Origin of the sequence: Ruegeria lacuscaerulensis (assembly GCF_013034685.1) — a bacterium.
GTDB lineage: Bacteria > Pseudomonadota > Alphaproteobacteria > Rhodobacterales > Rhodobacteraceae > Ruegeria > Ruegeria lacuscaerulensis_B.
The window spans coordinates 17,457-33,405 of the sequence record NZ_WQGO01000004.1 but is presented as its reverse complement, the minus strand read 5'-3'; the positions used below and the strand labels follow the sequence as shown (position 1 = coordinate 33,405).

At 58.4% G+C, this 15,949-nt stretch carries 14 protein-coding genes; 9 read left to right on the top strand and 5 right to left on the bottom strand.

Translation table 11 applies throughout. The annotated features are described in order from the left end of the window. The first annotated feature begins 35 nt into the window (after positions 1 to 35). Genes iolD through iolB form a run of 4 tightly spaced genes read left to right on the top strand, consistent with a single transcriptional unit; the run spans position 36 to position 4,848 of the window. Positions 36 to 1,868, top strand: coding sequence for a 3D-(3,5/4)-trihydroxycyclohexane-1,2-dione acylhydrolase (decyclizing) (gene iolD / locus GOV80_RS11210; protein WP_170784755.1), 1,833 nt, complete (start codon positions 36 to 38; stop codon positions 1,866 to 1,868). Then, a complete protein-coding gene (iolE, locus tag GOV80_RS11205; RefSeq protein WP_170784753.1) occupies positions 1,865 to 2,764 on the top strand; it encodes a myo-inosose-2 dehydratase in 900 nt (299 codons plus the stop codon). Before iolD ends, iolE begins: the two co-directional genes overlap by 4 nt. Before the next feature lie 47 nt (positions 2,765 to 2,811). Further along, on the top strand, positions 2,812 to 3,993 hold the full coding sequence (locus tag GOV80_RS11200) for a phytanoyl-CoA dioxygenase family protein (protein ID WP_170784751.1): 1,182 nt from the start codon (positions 2,812 to 2,814) through the stop codon (positions 3,991 to 3,993). Between the two features lie 48 nt (positions 3,994 to 4,041). Next, the gene (gene iolB / locus GOV80_RS11195; protein ID WP_170772357.1) at positions 4,042 to 4,848 is read left to right on the top strand and encodes a 5-deoxy-glucuronate isomerase; all 807 of its coding nucleotides are present in this window, start codon (positions 4,042 to 4,044) and stop codon (positions 4,846 to 4,848) included. A gap of 2 nt (positions 4,849 to 4,850) precedes the next feature. Here the strand turns inward: iolB and GOV80_RS11190 are convergent, their stop codons facing one another. The 3 genes from GOV80_RS11190 to GOV80_RS11180 are packed head-to-tail and all read right to left on the bottom strand — an operon-like array spanning position 4,851 to position 7,500. After that, on the bottom strand, positions 4,851 to 5,690 hold the full coding sequence (locus tag GOV80_RS11190) for a class II fructose-bisphosphate aldolase (RefSeq protein WP_170784749.1): 840 nt from the start codon (positions 5,688 to 5,690) through the stop codon (positions 4,851 to 4,853). Continuing rightward, positions 5,687 to 6,523, bottom strand: coding sequence for a 5-deoxy-glucuronate isomerase (locus GOV80_RS11185; RefSeq protein ID WP_170784747.1), 837 nt, complete (start codon positions 6,521 to 6,523; stop codon positions 5,687 to 5,689). The genes GOV80_RS11190 and GOV80_RS11185 overlap by 4 nt, the downstream gene beginning before the upstream one ends. Before the next feature lie 8 nt (positions 6,524 to 6,531). Further along, positions 6,532 to 7,500 (bottom strand): PfkB family carbohydrate kinase, encoded by a 969-nt coding sequence (locus tag GOV80_RS11180; RefSeq protein WP_170785466.1) that lies wholly within the window; start codon positions 7,498 to 7,500, stop codon positions 6,532 to 6,534. Between the two features lie 127 nt (positions 7,501 to 7,627). On the opposite strand from GOV80_RS11180, the gene GOV80_RS11175 reads away from it, so the two are divergent. Together GOV80_RS11175 and GOV80_RS11170 are read left to right on the top strand one after the other, a co-directional pair. After that, the gene (locus GOV80_RS11175) at positions 7,628 to 8,731 is read left to right on the top strand and encodes a Gfo/Idh/MocA family protein (RefSeq protein WP_170784745.1); all 1,104 of its coding nucleotides are present in this window, start codon (positions 7,628 to 7,630) and stop codon (positions 8,729 to 8,731) included. Between the two features lie 36 nt (positions 8,732 to 8,767). Continuing rightward, positions 8,768 to 9,901 (top strand): Gfo/Idh/MocA family protein, encoded by a 1,134-nt coding sequence (locus GOV80_RS11170; protein WP_170784743.1) that lies wholly within the window; start codon positions 8,768 to 8,770, stop codon positions 9,899 to 9,901. Here GOV80_RS11170 and GOV80_RS11165 read toward each other — a convergent pair whose 3' ends face one another. Beyond that, entirely contained in the window at positions 9,902 to 10,900 is a 999-nt protein-coding gene (locus GOV80_RS11165) for a LacI family DNA-binding transcriptional regulator (RefSeq protein ID WP_170784741.1), read from the bottom strand. It lies immediately after the preceding gene. Between the two features lie 506 nt (positions 10,901 to 11,406). After that, entirely contained in the window at positions 11,407 to 12,411 is a 1,005-nt protein-coding gene (locus GOV80_RS11160) for an AraC family transcriptional regulator (RefSeq protein ID WP_170784739.1), read from the bottom strand. A gap of 142 nt (positions 12,412 to 12,553) precedes the next feature. Here GOV80_RS11160 and GOV80_RS11155 point away from each other — a divergent pair, with 142 nt between their 5' ends. The 3 genes from GOV80_RS11155 to GOV80_RS11145 are packed head-to-tail and all read left to right on the top strand — an operon-like array spanning position 12,554 to position 15,917. Beyond that, complete coding sequence (locus GOV80_RS11155; protein ID WP_170784736.1) at positions 12,554 to 13,951, top strand: amidohydrolase family protein; 1,398 nt, start codon at positions 12,554 to 12,556, stop codon at positions 13,949 to 13,951. Between the two features lie 26 nt (positions 13,952 to 13,977). After that, positions 13,978 to 14,742 carry a DUF3299 domain-containing protein gene (locus GOV80_RS11150; protein WP_170784733.1) on the top strand — a complete coding sequence of 255 codons (765 nt, stop codon included), beginning with the start codon at positions 13,978 to 13,980 and terminating at the stop codon, positions 14,740 to 14,742. Then, complete coding sequence (locus GOV80_RS11145) at positions 14,739 to 15,917, top strand: carbohydrate porin (RefSeq protein WP_170784731.1); 1,179 nt, start codon at positions 14,739 to 14,741, stop codon at positions 15,915 to 15,917. The genes GOV80_RS11150 and GOV80_RS11145 overlap by 4 nt, the downstream gene beginning before the upstream one ends. Positions 15,918 to 15,949: the final 32 nt, after the last annotated feature.

Here is a 15,949-nt window from a genome sequence, read left to right as displayed (position 1 = left end):
CGCCCATATGGGCCTTGTGTTGAAAGGAAACACGAATGAGCAAGACAATCCGACTGACCGCGGCGCAGGCTCTGGTCCGCTATCTTAGCGCGCAGATGAACGAGGCCGGTGAGCCGTTTATCGCAGGCGTCTGGGCCATTTTTGGCCATGGCAATGTGGCCGGGCTGGGTGAGGCGTTGCACGCCGTGAAAGACAGCCTGCCCACCTATCGTGGCCATAACGAGCAGACCATGGCCCATTGTGCGATTGCCTATGCCAAGCAAAAGCGGCGGACGCAGACGATGGCGGTGACGTCCTCGATCGGGCCGGGAGCCACGAATATGGTGACGGCGGCGGCGCTTGCCTATGTGAACCGCCTGCCAGTCCTGCTGTTGCCCGGTGACGTGTTTGCGACGCGCGGGCCCGATCCGGTTCTGCAACAGCCCGAGAATTTCAGCGACGGTACGGTCAGTGCCAATGACTGCTTCCGCCCGGTCAGCCGTTACTTCGACCGGATCACTCGGCCTGAACACCTGCTGACCGCTCTGCCGCGGGCGTTCCGCACCATGACGGACCCCGCCGATTGCGGGCCGGTCACGTTGTCCTTCTGTCAGGACGTGCAGGCCGAAGCTTATGACTATCCCGAAAGCTTCTTTGAGCCCCGCGTCTGGTATCAGCGCCGCATCCGCCCGGATGAAGGTGAGCTGGCCCGCGCGGCGGCGGCGCTCAAGGCGGCCAAACGGCCGGTGATCATTGCCGGGGGCGGCGTGCACTATTCGGATGCCACAGAAGCGTTGCAAAGCTTTGCTGAAATGCACAACATTCCCGTCACCGAAACGCAGGCGGGCAAGTCCGCGTTGGCCTGGGACCATCCGTTGAACCTGGGCCCCGTTGGCGTGACCGGGGGCGAACCGGCCAATGAGGTCTGCGCTGAAGCTGATCTGGTTTTGGCAGTAGGGACGCGGTTGCAGGATTTCACCACCGGATCATGGGGCCTGTTCTCGAACCCGGATCGCGAGATGGTGTGCCTGAACACCAACGCCTATGACGCTGAAAAACACGGCGCGATCCCGTTGCAATCTGACGCCCGCGTGGGGTTGGAGGAGTTGGGCACTGCCCTGCAAGGCTATCGCGCCGATCCGGTCTCGGACAGGCTCAAGGCCGATTGGTACGGCAAGGTCGATAAGCTCACGGACGCGCCTGGCGACGGGAACGCGCTGCCGACGGATATGCAGGTTGTGGGCGCGGTCCAGCGCGCCTCGCATAACGATACGGTGGTGATGTGCGCGGCTGGCACCATGCCGGGCGAGTTGCACAAGCTTTGGAAAGCCCCGCGTCCCGGTGCCTACCACATGGAATACGGCTTTAGCTGCATGGGGTATGAGATCGCGGGCGCCATGGGCATCAAGATGGCCGAGCCCGAGCGCGACGTGATCTGCTTTACCGGCGACGGCACCTATATGATGGCCAATTCCGAGATGGCCTCGGCCGCGATGATGGGCGTGTCCTTCACCGTGGTGATCACCGACAACCGGGGCTTTGGCTGCATCAACCGCCTGCAGATGGGCACCGGTGGGGCCGAATTTAACAACCTGCTGGACCATGCTGTGCATGAGAACCCGTCTAATATCGACTTTGCCGCCCATGCGGCGGCGATGGGTGCGACCTCGGTCAAGGTCGGCTCGATTGCCGAGCTCGAGGACGCGCTTGCCAAACGCGCCGATATCAAGGGGCCTTATGTGGTTGTCATCGACACCGATCCCTACCCCTCGACCGAATATGGTGGCACCTGGTGGGAAGTGGCGGTGCCCGAGGTCAGCATCCGCCCTGAAGTGAACGAAAAACGCGCGGCTTACGAGTTGGCGATCAAGGAAAGAAACACCAAATGAGCGTGAAAATCGGAATCTCTCCGATCGCGTGGCAGAATGATGATCTGCCGGATCTGACGGCTGCCTATACCATGGAGCAGGCGCTGAAGGAGTCGCGTGACATCGGCTATACAGGCGTCGAGCGCGGCCAGCGGATGCCTGGCGATACCGAAGGGTTGCGCGCCTATCTTGAGGCGAACGATATTGCGCTTTGCGGTGGTTGGTGTTCGGGCGCGTCGCTGGTGAATGATTTTGCCATCGAACGCGAGGCCGTGCGCGAACAGGTCGAACAATTCGTGGCGCTGAACAGCCCCTGTATCGTATACGCCGAATGTTCGAACACCGTTCAGGGTCAGATCGGAACCCCGGTGAACGACCGCCCGAAATTGTCGAAGGATGAAGTTCTGGCCTACGCCGCCAAGATCACCGAATTGGCCAAGTGGGTGGCCGATCAGGGTATGCCCATGGCCTATCACCATCACATGGGCACGATCATCGAAAGCGAAGACGACGTGAACTGGCTGATGGAGGGCTCTGGCCCCGAGGTGAAGCTGTGCTTTGACACCGGCCACCTGCTGTTTGGGGGCGGCGATGTGATTGCCACTCTGAACCGCTGGGGTGACCGGGTACAACATGTCCATTTCAAGGATATCCGCCCGCAGGTTGTGCAGGATACGCGCGAGAACAATCGCAGCTTTCTGGATGCCGTTATCGCCGGTGCCTTCACCGTGCCGGGCGATGGTTGCATCGACTTTCAGGCCGTCGCAAACGCGCTGAAGATGATGGGTTACAGCGGCTGGATCGTGGTTGAGGCCGAACAGGACCCCGCCAAAGCGCCACCCTACGAGTATTCGAAGAAGGGTTACGAGCACATTGTCGAAGTCTGTGGGGAGGCTGGGTTGACGATCACTGCATAACTCACCGCCCGAAGGGCAACACCGAAGCCATGAGAAAGGAGAAAATCATGGTAAGCCAAGAGCTTGGATATGTCGGATATTTTGACCGGGAATCCTGTGATCTGGATGAATTCAAGGTGTTGACCTCCCAGGCCCTACAGGCGTCAGCGGTGCCGCATGCGGCGGGCATTGAAAAGAACGTACCCGTTTATGACATGAGTGCCCTGCGGCCTGCGCTAGAGGATGGCGCGCGGCGTCAAGTTCTGCTTGCGGAATGGGGGCAGGTGTTGAACAGCTCGGCCGGGGTGATCGCGCTGAAAGGTGCTTATGCGGATACCACCGTGATAGACAGGGCGACGGAGGTGTTTCAACAGATCATCGACGAAGAGCGCGAAGGTGGGGCAGGCGAAGGCGATCACTTTGCGGCCTCGGGTGCCAATGACCGGGTGTGGAATGCGCTGCAAAAGCAATGCATGAAGGATCCCGAGGGCTTTGCGCTGTACTTCGGCAACACCTCGATTGCGGCCGCGTGTGAGGCCTGGCTGGGTCCGAACTATCAGATGACTGCACAGGTCAATCAGGTCCGCCCCGGCGGCAAGGCACAGCAAGCGCATCGGGACTATCATCTGGGGTTTCAAAGCGCCGAAAGCGCCGCGCGGTATCCGGCCCATGCGCATTTGGTGACGGCGACTCTGACCTTGCAGGGCGCGGTCGCTCATTGCGATATGCCGGTCCAAAGCGGACCGACCAAGCTGTTGCCGTTTTCGCAGCTCTATGCGCCGGGCTATCTGGCGTTTCACGACACAGCCCACCGCGACCATTTCGAAGCAAACTACATCCAGCTGCCGCTGGACAAGGGCGATGCCGTTTTCTTCAACCCGGCGCTGTTTCATGCGGCGGGCGAGAACCGCAGCGCGGATATCAACAGGATGGCAAACCTGCTTCAGGTCTCTTCAGCCTTCGGGCGCGCGATGGAGGCCATCGACCGGCGCGCCATGTCGCTGAGGGCGTTCCCGGCGCTGGTGGCGCTGAAGCAGCGTGGCGATCTGTCGGGGCCAGAGCTGGACGCGGCCATCGCGGCCACTGCCGAGGGGTATCCGTTTCCAACCAATCTGGATACGGACCCACCGGTTGGCGGGAACGCCCCGGCCAGCCAAGCCGATATCCTGCGCGGCGCGGTATCCGAAGGGTGGACAGAAGAACAGCTGGCACAAGCGCTTGCAGCGCTGGAAACCCGACAGGCGGCATAAGACAATATCGGGCGGGCGAACATGCCCGCCCAACACGGAGAACACGAGATGGCGGACCTTTTGAAAAAACCCTTCGGCACGCGTGGAAAGGTGCATGACATCACCCCGGCCAATGCCGGATGGCGCTATGTCGGGTTTGGCCTCTACCATCTGCGCGCGGGCGACACAGCTTCCGAGGTGACCGGTGATCGCGAGGTCATCCTGGTCATGGTCGAAGGTAAGGCGCAGATCACCGGGGCGGGGCAGGATTGGGGCGTGCTGGGCGACCGGATGGATGTGTTCGAAAAGACTCCTCCGCATTGCCTTTATTTGCCCAACGGGACCGATTGGCAGGCGGTTGCGGAAACTGATTGCGTTCTGGCCGTGTGTTCCGCCCCCGGTCAAGGCGGACATCAAGCGCGTCGTATCGGGCCGGACGGCATTACTTTGACTGAACGGGGCAAGGGCACCAACACGCGCCATATCAACAACATCGCGATGGAGGCGGAAGACTACGCCGACAGCCTGCTTGTGACCGAGGTTTTTACCCCAAACGGCAACTGGTCATCTTATCCAAGCCATCGCCATGACGAGGATGACTATCCCCGCATCACCTATCTGGAAGAAACCTATTATCACCGCCTGAACCCCGCCAACGGGTTTGGCATTCAGCGAGTCTACACGGATGACGGCCAATTGGATGAAACCATGGCCGTTTCAGATGGCGACGTGGTCTGTGTCCCGCGCGGCCACCACCCCTGTGGCGCCCCCTATGGGTTCGAGATGTATTATCTGAACGTCATGGCCGGGCCCTTGCGCAAATGGCGCTTTGTGCCGGCCCCTGAGGTCGAATGGATCATGGAACGCGACGCCTGAGCTTAACGCTGAGGCGGTGCACCAAAGGCCCGAATGACGGTACGAGCGGCGGCCTCGACCGGGTCATGGGTCTCTTTCAGGATGGTCACGCGGTCGAACCGCTCCGGGTCACGGTTCACGGCTTCTCGCATGGCGGCGCCAAAGGCCATGCGCAGCTCGGTTCCGATGTTGAACTTGCAGATCGACGTCTCGCGGGCCAGACGCGCGCGTTGCTCGACCGGCACGCCCGAACCACCATGGATCACCAGCGGCACCTCGGTCATCGCGTCAATCTCGGCGATACGGGCCTCATCCAGCCCGCCCTCTTTGTCTTGTTGCAGATGCACATTGCCGACCGAGATTGCCATCGCGTCGACACCGCTTTGCCGGGCGAATTGTGCGGCCTCGGCAGGGTCGGTTCCGTTTGACCCCTCACCCCCGGAATAGCCGACAAAGCCAATCTCACCCTCGCAGGAAATCCCTGCGGCATGGGCCATTTCGGCGATGGCAGCGGTCTCGTCAATATTCTGCTGCAATGGCTTGCGGGACCCGTCGAACATCAACGAGGTGAAACCACTGTCCAGCGCGATCTTGCAATCCTCATATGTGTAGCCGTGATCCAGATGCGCCACGACCGGGACTGAGGCATTTTCCGCCAGATGCCGGAACATCTTGCCCAACACAGGCAGGGGCGTGTGCTCGCGACAGCTTGGGCCCGCTTGCAGGATAACCGGGGCATTTTCAGCGTCAGCAGCGGCTACATAGGCGCGCATGTCCTCCCATCCCAGCGTTACCAGCCCGGCTACAGCATAGCCCTGTTCATAGGCGGGTTGCAGGACTTCTTTCAGTGTAACGAGGGTCATTTGAATTTGGCGATCATGTCTTTGATGCCCGGTATCGTTTCAATCTGATAGGCATGTGTGGGCTGGAAATACTGCACCAGTGACCGCTGCGTCAGGCCGCCAAGGATAGTGAAGTAGTACATCTCATACCCCGGCAAGACGCAGCAGGGGTGATAGCCTGTGTCGATGCAAACGGTCGAGCCGTCGACGATGTGGTACGCATCCCCCGGTTCGTTATCCTCGCGCTGCAACATCTGCAGGCCCGAGCCCCAGTTGGGTTTGAAACGGAAATTATAGGTCTCATCATGCCGCGTCTCATCCGGCAGGCGGTTGGTGTCGTGCTTGTGACTGGGGAAACCGGACCAGCCGCCCTGACCGACGGTGAACAGCTCGCTCACCAACAGACGGCCCACTTTGTCGCGCTGTTTCTGACCGAGGATGTGCTTGATTTTGCGATGGGTTTTGGTGTCGTCGCTGCCATATTGCACAAGGTCATGCTCGCGCACATCGAACGGGTCCAGCACCTTGTCATATTTGGCACCGGCCACAAAGACCTCGGCACTCTCCGACACGCAGACCATCTGCGCCTTGGCGCCTACCGGCACATAGGCCCCTTCGGGCTCGCCGTCCCAGACATCCTCGCCCCGGTTTCCCAGCGCCGTGAATTGCACACCCTCGACTTCGATATCGACACTACCGGTGGCGGGCACGATGCAGGTCTCATAGCCGGGCACCTGATATTCGAACGCCTCGCCTTTCTTAAGTTTGACGATGTTGAAATAGTTCAACGGTACCGTCGGATCATCGGCATCCACGATGGGTTTGTTCTGGTTGTCAAAAGGGGCGATATGCATGGGACCTCCTAGGTCGTTGGACCGGGATGGGACGCAAGAAAGGCGTCCAGTTGAGCCGTGGTGGGCATGGCGGGCGCACAGCCGGGTTGCGAGACCACGACCGATGCGCAGGCCGAGCCCCGCATCACCGCGTCGCGCAACGAATGGCCCGCCGCGATCGAGGCCAGCAAACCGGCCATGAAACTGTCGCCTGCGCCCACGGGTTTGATGGCGTCGACCGCATAGATGCCGGTTTTGTATTCCTGCCCATCCGCCAGCGTGATCGCGCCCCTTTCACCCATTTTATAGATGACGACGCGCCCCGGCTTGCGGGCCAATTCCTGAGCTTTGGCAAAGCCTTTCTCGATACCGCCGGCCATGAATCCGAACTCTTCGTCGTTGCCCACGATCAGATCACTGGCTTCGCCCGCGCGGGACAGCACGTCGGCGGCCACTTCGGGTGAGGGCCAGCTATAAGGTCGGTAGTCAATGTCAAAGATGATCGGCAGCCCAGCGGCGCGCGCATTGTCGAACGCGCGGAACGTCGCGCTGCGCGAGGGTTCGGCGGCAAAGACTGTTCCGGCCGAAATCGCGGCGGTAAATCGGCCATAGTCCACCCGGTCCATATCCTCTTCGGTAACTTGGAAATCGACCGCGCCGTTGCGGTAGATGACGTTCTGGAAATTCTCAACACAGCTTTCATAGACCGCCAGCGAAATCCGATATTCACCGCCAATCACGCGAATGAACGAGGTATCCACCCCATAGTGCGCAAGCCGGTTCAGGCAGAACCGCCCCACCGCGTCATCCGAGACCGAAGTGATCAGCGACGCCTGGCTTCCAAGCTTGACCAACCCGGCGCAGATATTGGCGGACGAGCCGCCCAGATCGGCGCGAAAGGTTTCGGCATGTTCGCTTTTGGTGCCGATGGGGTCGGCAAACATATCCATGCCTGCGCGTCCGAAAACGGCAAATCGGTTTCCTTTGATCCCATCCATCAAAGCGCTCACGTCTTGTCCTCCGGCGAAAAGGGGCGTGCAGGGATCGTTGGTCCTTGCGTTAAGTCGATTCTCACGATACTGATTTTGCAACCGGTTGCAAATATATTGTTCGGAGCCGCTGCAAATGCCTGAAATCGGAATTGGAATCGTCGGTGGCGGCTATATGGGCAAGGCCCATTCGGTTGCGATGACCGCTGTTGGCGCCGTGTTCAACACAGCCTTACGCCCGCGTCTTGAGATGAACTGCGCCTCGACCCCTGCCAGCGCGGAACGCTATCGCGCAGCCTATGGGTTCGCGCGTGCGACGGATGACTGGCAGTTATTGGTCAACGACCCAAAGGTCGAGGCGGTCGTGATCGCTTCGCCCCAGTCTACGCATCGTCAGATCGCCGAGGCGGCCTTTGCGCTGGGCAAGCCGGTGCTGTGCGAAAAACCCTTGGGGGCTTCTTTGGAGGACAGCCACGCAATGGTGGCGGCCGCCGAAGCAGCGGGTGCCATCAACATGGTTGGCTTCAACTATATCCGAACACCTGCCAGCCAATATGCACGGCAGTTGATCGCGGATGGAGAGATCGGGGACATCACCTGGTTTCGGGGGGAACATACCGAGGATTTCTACGCCGACCCCCAAGCCCCAGCGACCTGGCGCACGACGGGCATGGCAAACGGCACGATCGGTGATCTAGCCCCACACATGGTCAACGGTGCGATGGCCCTGATCGGGCCTATTGCACAGGTGATGGCCGATGTAGAAACCGTCCACCGGCACAGGCCGGGCGGAGAGGTTACGAATGACGACCATGCCCAGATGATGTGCCGGTTCGAAAACGGCGTCATGGGGAACCTCTATTTCAGCCGCGTCGCGACGGGACGAAAGATGGGTTATGCTTATGAGATCACGGGAACCAAAGGCGCGATCCGCTTTGATCAAGAGGATCAGAATGCCCTGTGGCTGTATCGCCGGGAAGGCCCCGAGGCGTCGCGGGGTTTCACCAAGATCCTGACCGGACCCGCGCACCCGGATTATGAACCCTTCTGTCAGGGACCGGGTCATGGAACTGGCTATCAGGACCAGATCATTATCGAGGCGAAGGATTTTCTGCACGCCATCGACACGGGTGAAAACATCTGGCCGACCTTCCGCGACGGGCATGAGGTGAACCGTGTTCTGGCGGCGGTGCTTGCGTCTTCGGACCAGCGGAAATGGCAGGACGTCAGTCAATTCTGACCGAACAAACGACAAGATAACAGAGAGACTAAGATCATGGCAAAGCTGAAATGGGGCATGATTGGTGGCGGCGAGGGCAGTCAGATCGGGCCCGCCCACCGGTTGGGTGCGCTGGCCGACGGGATGTTTGAATTCGCCGCAGGCGCGTTGGACCATCGCCCAGAAGTCGGGCGGGAATATGCGCAGCGTCTGGGCGTGGCGCGGGACCGTGCCTATGGCGATTGGCAAGAGATGCTGGCTGGTGAAAAAGACCGCCCCGACCGCATTGATCTGGTGACGATTGCCACCCCGAACGCCACACATTTCGAGATCGCCAAAGCCTTTCTCGAGGCCGGTTTCCACGTTTTATGCGAGAAGCCGATGACCATGACCGTGGAAGAGGGCGAGGAGATCGTGCGTGTGGCCAAAGCATCGGGCAAAATCTGCGCGGTGAACTATTGCTATTCCGCCTATCCGATGGTGCGGCAGGCGCGTGCGATGGTGCGGGCGGGCGATATTGGCAAGGTGCGTCTGGTAGTGACAAATTTCAGCCATGGCCACCACGGTGACGCGACCGACGCGGATAACCCTCGTGTGCGCTGGCGCTATGATCCAGCGATGGCGGGCGTATCCGGGCAGTTCGCCGATTGCGGCATCCACGCACTGCACATGGCAAGCTTCATCAGCGACGATGAGGTAAAAACCCTGTCTGCCGACATGGCCTCGACCATCGTCAGCCGTGAGCTGGAGGATGACGCCATGATCAACTTCCGCACCGAGGGCGGCGCGGTTGGTCGGCTGTGGACGTCATCTGTGGCTATCGGGCGGCAGCATGGGTTTGATATTCAGGTCTTTGGTGAAACCGGAGGTCTGCGCTGGGCGTCCGAGCAGCCCAATCAGTTGGTCTATACCCCGGTCGGAGGGCGCACGCAGATCATCGAAAAAGGCGAAGGCGGGTTGCATGACGACGCGCAGCGCCTGTCGCGCGTAGCGATTGCTCACCCCGAAGGATTCCCGCTGGCGGTGGCCAATATCTACTGCGATCTGGCCGATGCCATTCAAGGAGAGGTCCGAGACGGGCTGCCAACCCCCGCCGACGGCGTGCGGTCGATTGCCGCCGTTCACGCGGCGGTCGCGTCGTCCAAAAATCATGGTGCCTGGACCGACGCGCGCCCGCCAATGTTTCGCTGATCAGGGGCGGGGCCGTAACGTGCCCCGCTCGATCACCCGGCAGGGAAAGATACGGGCCTCGGGGTAACGCTCGGGGTCTTTCAGCATCTCTTCGACCAGATCGACGGATGCGGTGATGATCTGCTTGATCGGCTGGTGAATCGTCGTCAGATCGACGCTTTCCCAGCGCGACATCTCCATATCATTCAGACCAATAATACCAATATCTTTGCCGGGTTGCAGGCCGTGGTCGGACAGGGCCGACAGCGCACCGATCGACAGGATGTCGTCGCCGCAGAAATACCCTTCGGCCGGGGTGCCGGCCAGCAGGCGCAGCATTTCGGCGCGGCCAGCCTCGAACGAATATCCGGTCGCGAAAGAATGTGAGACTTTCAGGTTTGGGTGTTTTTCAACCTCTTCCATGAACCCGTGATAGCGATCCATTGCCGATGTAGCATCCTTGGGACCACCCAGATAGCCGACGTGCCGATATCCCCGCGCCAGCAATTCCCGCGCCGCCATCCGCCCGCATTCGACGTTGTCGATCCCGACCACATGAACCTCGGGCGAGGTGGCCGACCGTCCGAATGTGTGCACCACCGGAACGCCCGCATCATGAAACGCCTTTGCAAAGCTGGGCGGCAGGGTGGATGAGGCCACAATGACGGCATCCACCGAATATTGCCGCAGCATTCTGACCGAGTTTGCGGGCTCGGTCTCATCCGTCAGGTTCACGATCAACGGGCGCAAGCCGCGTTCTTGCAGGGCGCGGGTAAATTGATCAAACACCTCCAGGAAGATCGGGTTGTGGAAGTTGTTCGAGATCAGCCCGATCAGTTTGGTCCTCCCGGTGGTCAGGCTGGAGGCCAGCGCGTTCGGGCTGTAGCCCAGCTCGGCTGCAGCCTTTTCGACTTTGCTGCGGGTTTTGGCAGAAACCGACGCGCCTTCGGTAAAGGTGCGCGACACGGCGGACCGCGAAACCCCAGCAAGTGCGGCAACGTCTTTTAGTGTGACACTCATGAACGGGGCCAGTGAGCAAGTAAGGTGGTATTCGACATTTTCATGGGCAAATACTACGCCCCGTTGCACCCATTTTGCAATCGGTTGCAACAAGGTCGCATCACCGCAGGCCTGGATTGAGGGGATGGTGGGTGATGAAAGACACGGCCTTCCGGCAAACTCGGAGCCAACGAAGCGTTTTAACTCAAACCGCACGTGCAATAAGGTGCTGTTTTCCTCTGCCGCGACCAGTGCTATCTTGGAGAGAAGCCTTGCGTTGTTAGTGGCTTGGGGGTCGCACCGTTTTCCCAACGGTTCAATAGCGCATGACAACTTGCTTCAATCAGAATTGCTGCCGATCGAACTTAATCAGAGGTTTGCTGAAGCGGAAGCGTAGCACTGTAAGAGCTGCCGTAGGGGCTATGGGGAAATTGTTCCCCTGCGATCCTAAGATAGGGGCTTCAAAAAATGTGCTGCGAATACTTGTTGGTCCCCACTTGTAAAGAAGTGGAAAAGCAGTCCAGCAATTATGCACCAAGGCGGAACTTGGTCGGTGTCATTCCGGTTTGACCTCGAAAAAAGCGGGTGAAATGGGACTTGTCAGAATAGCCGAGCATCAGACCGATCTCTGCAATTGTCATCTGGTCTTCTTTTAGGTGCTCCTTTGCCACATCGACACGCAGCCGCTTGATTTCGCGGGGTAGCGTTGTGCCTTGTTGCTGAAGGGCCTTCAGAAACCGTTCCGGCTGTATCCCCAGCAACCCAGCCACTACATTTGGTCCCAAATCGATTTCATCTAGCTTGTCACGTAAAACAGATCGCAAAGCTGCCACCACGGTTACTTCTTCATCTTGTCGCGGTGCGGCTACGGGTTTGCCAGAACACTCAGAGACATGGTGCAAAAACAACCATTCCACAGGAAAGCTAATTTGCATTCCGGGATAGGTTCCCAAGCCAACCTCGATCCCCTTATAGTCGATAGGTAGACCATTGATGTATCTGCTTTCCCATCGCACGCGCGAAGAATCCCAGGAATCGCCGACGACGGTCTGCAATAGGCGCACATAGATTGCGGCTCCAAAGCCGGTGACCTGAACGGGTGGAACAGTCGGTTCTTGCTGCCTTTCGATACGATAGGTCGCTTTGTCCGCTTCAATGACAAGGCTGTGCCGCACAGAATTGGATTCCTGCGGCACAAGCCGGACAAATCGGGTAAAAAACTCGAATAATGTCTTTGTCGATTGCAAGGCCTGGGCGAAAGGTGGCCATGCTTGCAGGTCAAACGTCTCCCCAACATTCAGACCAAGATACCGATCCCTTGAAACTTCTGAGAAGGTATTAACCAACCCGTAGACCAACTCTGAATGAACGAACACGGATGGGTCAGACAACAGTTCTGCCTTCAACCCGACCTGATCCAAAGCTGGTTGCGGATCGATCTCGCGGTCGATGAGATACTGCAAAAACGGGGCAGCCAAAGAGAGGCGAATAAAGCCCTCGCTATGCTCTTGAGAGGTGGTGTTGAAAGGCAATCTCTTCACCATTTTTAGGATTGAATGCGCTGTCCAGTGGCCATTTTTACCATCACATTCGAACATTATAATTCGAAACTGGCAACCGCGGTAAAGTTTTCCGGACTACAGTTGGTAAAATAAGAATATGAAGGGAGTACCTATGTCCGGTCTACGAATGTCGCTTTTTTCGGCGGTAATCGCCGCTGCCGGTCTTTCTTTTTCTGCGTCCGCGCACGCTCAGGATCAGGAAGAACCCCAAACGCTTTTCACCAACGTGCATGTCTTCGACGGCGTCAATGAACAGCGTATCGAAAATGCGAGCGTTCTGGTTGAGGGCAACCTTATCAAGGCCGTCTCAACTGATGCGATCGATGCCCCCAATGCCACGGTCATTGACGGAGAGGGACGGACACTGACCCCCGGGTTTATCGAACTGCACGCGCATCTGATGCTGATGGGGCCGACCTTGCCCGCGATGGAGGCCAACACAACGTGGGAAGACTTTGCCATACACGGTGCGCGGATGGCCGAGATGTATTTGATGCAGGGCTTCACCACAGTCAGGGACGCGGGTGGGGCCAATGGCGGGTTACGCCGCGCAATTGACGCAGGCCAAATTGACGGACCGCGTTACTTTCCGTCCGGTGCATTTATCGGAACGCGCGGCGGTCATGCTGACTTTGCGAATTTCACCGCTCCTCCGGGTTCAGAGACAAACATGAGCCGTCTGAACTTGGCGCAGGAGGTGAGCGGAGTGGACGACGTTTACAGGTTCGCGCGCAACAACTTCCGCATGGGTGCGACTCAGTTGAAGTTCATGCAATCCGGGGGTGTCGTTTCGGCCTTCGACCCATGGCAATTGTTGGCTGGATCGCCCGAGGAGATCAGGGCCGCCGTGCAAGTGGCAAATGAGTATGGCAGCTATGTCATGGCGCATTCCTATCGTAAGGAAGCGATCCTCAGTGCGCTTGACGCAGGTGTCATGTCCATCGAACACGGCTTCTCGTTTGACTGTGAAATCGCCCAAGTCATGAACGAAAAAGGGGCATACATTACCACTAACCTGACGGCCTTCGATCCCGGTTTGCTCGATATTCCTGCAGTGGCAAACGTCCCGTCGAGCCTTGCTAAAGCAAAGTCGGCCTCGGCCACGTTTGCAGGCTACATCGACAATATGAAGGAATGTCCGGTGAAGCGAGGGTTCCAGACCGACTGCGTTGGTTCCGTCGAGGCCTGCAATATCCAGATTGCCTATGAAAAACACCTGAACAACGAGTTTTTCGGGCCCTACACATCCATGGTCACGCTGACATCGACAGGTGGCGAGGTGGTCGCTTTGTCAGGTGACTTCATGAACCCGTATACCGCCGGGAAACTGGGTGTGATCGAAGAAGGTGCCTATGCGGATATCCTGCTGATCGACGGTAATCCGCTCGAAGATTTCTCGGTCGTTGGTACGGGCGATCAGTGGTTCGGTGCCGACCCGAGGCCCGAAAGCCCCGAGACGATCCGCCTAATCATGAAGGACGGCGTCATCTACAAAAACACACTGGATTGACACCTCTAAAGAGCCGGAGAGCATCTATGCACCATGTGTTTCGCACCGTAGTATTGGCAGGGTTGGTTTGGTGTGGACAGTCTGCCATGGCGACGCCCGATACCGCGTTGGACTGGGCAGACCTGCCGGACCCATCCTCGCAGATCTTTGAAGACCCCTACCGTGATCTCAGTCCCGAACAATTCGACGATGTCCTCTACGTCGTGCGATTGCGTGGCAGGCTGCAGCAGAATGATGGCAGTGAAGACGAGCGGCAAAAGTGGCAAATGCTTTTGACCGAGACTGAGGATGCCTTGGCGTCTGATGGAATTGATGTCGACTGGCTACTCGATCAGCGAGAGGTTGTAACGGAACGTCGAAGAAAGGCTGGCACGAACGGAAATCCGGAATTCGACGGCCAAACAATCACACTGGCGGGCTTTGCCATTCCTGCTCCGAATGATCCGGACGGGCGGCCTGTCGCGTATTTAGTGCCGGAACGAGGGATGTGCAGTCATATGCCTCCACCTCCGCCGAACCAGATGATCCGCGTGCGGTTGAACGGGGACTGGACGCCCAGCTATGTCCACGAACCCGTTCGGCTGACCGGTAAGCTGACTATCGATCCTTCCGTTCAAAATATGATAGTTGTGGATGGTCTCATGCCGATGAATGCGACCTTCCAGCTAGAGACGGAACGCGTCGAAACTCTGGAAACTGAAGCAGATAGTCTGGAATGGAAGCAGCGTGCCGCTGATCGCATCCGGGCGGCGGGAAATCGCAAGACCGGCGGAGCAAGGGCGCCTGAATGATAAGACTTTTGGTTGCCGCATTGAGCATTGCCTTTGCTGGCGCAGCGTCGGCTCAGGGATTATCCGGCCCATCTTCGGTCGAAGCTGATCTAGAGCCCGGGGACGGGCTGACCGACCCACAATACCGTTCTGATTTTCCGCGCAACATCGCGCCTGGTTGGTTTGAGTGGAAAGACCGGCTGGCTGAGAGTGGGTTTCGGTTCAACATTGATTACTTGGCATTGGGCCAAACCACGAACGCTGATCTGGGAACCGGCGAAGCGGCCAGCGGCATCGCTCGTTTCTACGGCAGTTGGCAGGCAACTGAACGGGGTTCCCTGACATTCAAGATCGAAGACCGGCACAGTTATACTGGCGTTGCTCCGCAGTTTCTCGGGCTGGATGGCGGAGCCCTTTCAATCACGGGAACAGCCTTCAACGACAATGGTCTGCTATTGACTAACCTTTTCTGGACCCAAAGGGCCGAGAATGGGTCGTGGACGCTGCAAGTCGGGCAGATTGATGTAACGGACTTTGTGGATATCTACGGGTTGGTAAGCCCCTATAGCGGTTTTCAAAACCTGTCTTTCAATACCAATCCGACAATTAACTCGCCCAACCAAGGCCTTGGTATTGCCGGTGGGGTAAAGCTGAGCGAGAACCTCTACGCCATTGCCAGCGTATCAGACGCAAACGCCGACCCGTCCGATCCAAACTTTGATGTGTTTAGCGACGGCAATCTCTTCAAGTCACTCGAACTTGGTTACACCTCCGCCTTTGATCGCATCTACTTCGACAATATCCATCTGACCCTCTGGCATGCGGATGCGGCTGACGATGGCAGTCGAGCGGAAGATTACGGCGCAGCATTTTCAGCGGCATGGTTTGTTGACAACAAGTGGATGCCGTTCTTTCGGGCTGGGGCCTCAAAGGGGACCGCAGCGCTTTATGACCGGTCCGTCTCTGCAGGTCTGGGCTACTATGGTCGCAATACCGATTTGGCCGGGCTGGGCCTGAACTGGGCCGAGGCAAGAGGCATAGACGGTGACCAGTTCACGCTCGAAGCTTTCTACCGTTTCTCGATTTCACCCGGACTGCAGATCACACCGTCCCTGCAATACGTTTCCAACCCTCTGCTGAATCCCATGCAGGACAGCATTACACTGTTCAGCCTCAGAACCCGGATCGTTTTCTGATGTGTCGCGAAAGCAGACGCCAAGAAATTACG

Excerpts from the sequence above, each read along its gene's own strand:
- iolD (WP_170784755.1), top strand. The coding sequence starts at position 36 with ATGAGCAAGACAATCCGACTGACCGCGGCGCAGGCTCTGGTCCGCTAT.
- iolE (WP_170784753.1), top strand. The coding sequence starts at position 1,865 with ATGAGCGTGAAAATCGGAATCTCTCCGATCGCGTGGCAGAATGATGAT.
- GOV80_RS11200 (WP_170784751.1), top strand. The coding sequence starts at position 2,812 with ATGGTAAGCCAAGAGCTTGGATATGTCGGATATTTTGACCGGGAATCC.
- iolB (WP_170772357.1), top strand. The coding sequence starts at position 4,042 with ATGGCGGACCTTTTGAAAAAACCCTTCGGCACGCGTGGAAAGGTGCAT.
- GOV80_RS11190 (WP_170784749.1), bottom strand. The coding sequence starts at position 5,690 with ATGACCCTCGTTACACTGAAAGAAGTCCTGCAACCCGCCTATGAACAG.
- GOV80_RS11185 (WP_170784747.1), bottom strand. The coding sequence starts at position 6,523 with ATGCATATCGCCCCTTTTGACAACCAGAACAAACCCATCGTGGATGCC.
- GOV80_RS11180 (WP_170785466.1), bottom strand. The coding sequence starts at position 7,500 with ATGGATGGGATCAAAGGAAACCGATTTGCCGTTTTCGGACGCGCAGGC.
- GOV80_RS11175 (WP_170784745.1), top strand. The coding sequence starts at position 7,628 with ATGCCTGAAATCGGAATTGGAATCGTCGGTGGCGGCTATATGGGCAAG.
- GOV80_RS11170 (WP_170784743.1), top strand. The coding sequence starts at position 8,768 with ATGGCAAAGCTGAAATGGGGCATGATTGGTGGCGGCGAGGGCAGTCAG.
- GOV80_RS11165 (WP_170784741.1), bottom strand. The coding sequence starts at position 10,900 with ATGAGTGTCACACTAAAAGACGTTGCCGCACTTGCTGGGGTTTCGCGG.
- GOV80_RS11155 (WP_170784736.1), top strand. The coding sequence starts at position 12,554 with ATGTCCGGTCTACGAATGTCGCTTTTTTCGGCGGTAATCGCCGCTGCC.
- GOV80_RS11150 (WP_170784733.1), top strand. The coding sequence starts at position 13,978 with ATGCACCATGTGTTTCGCACCGTAGTATTGGCAGGGTTGGTTTGGTGT.
- GOV80_RS11145 (WP_170784731.1), top strand. The coding sequence starts at position 14,739 with ATGATAAGACTTTTGGTTGCCGCATTGAGCATTGCCTTTGCTGGCGCA.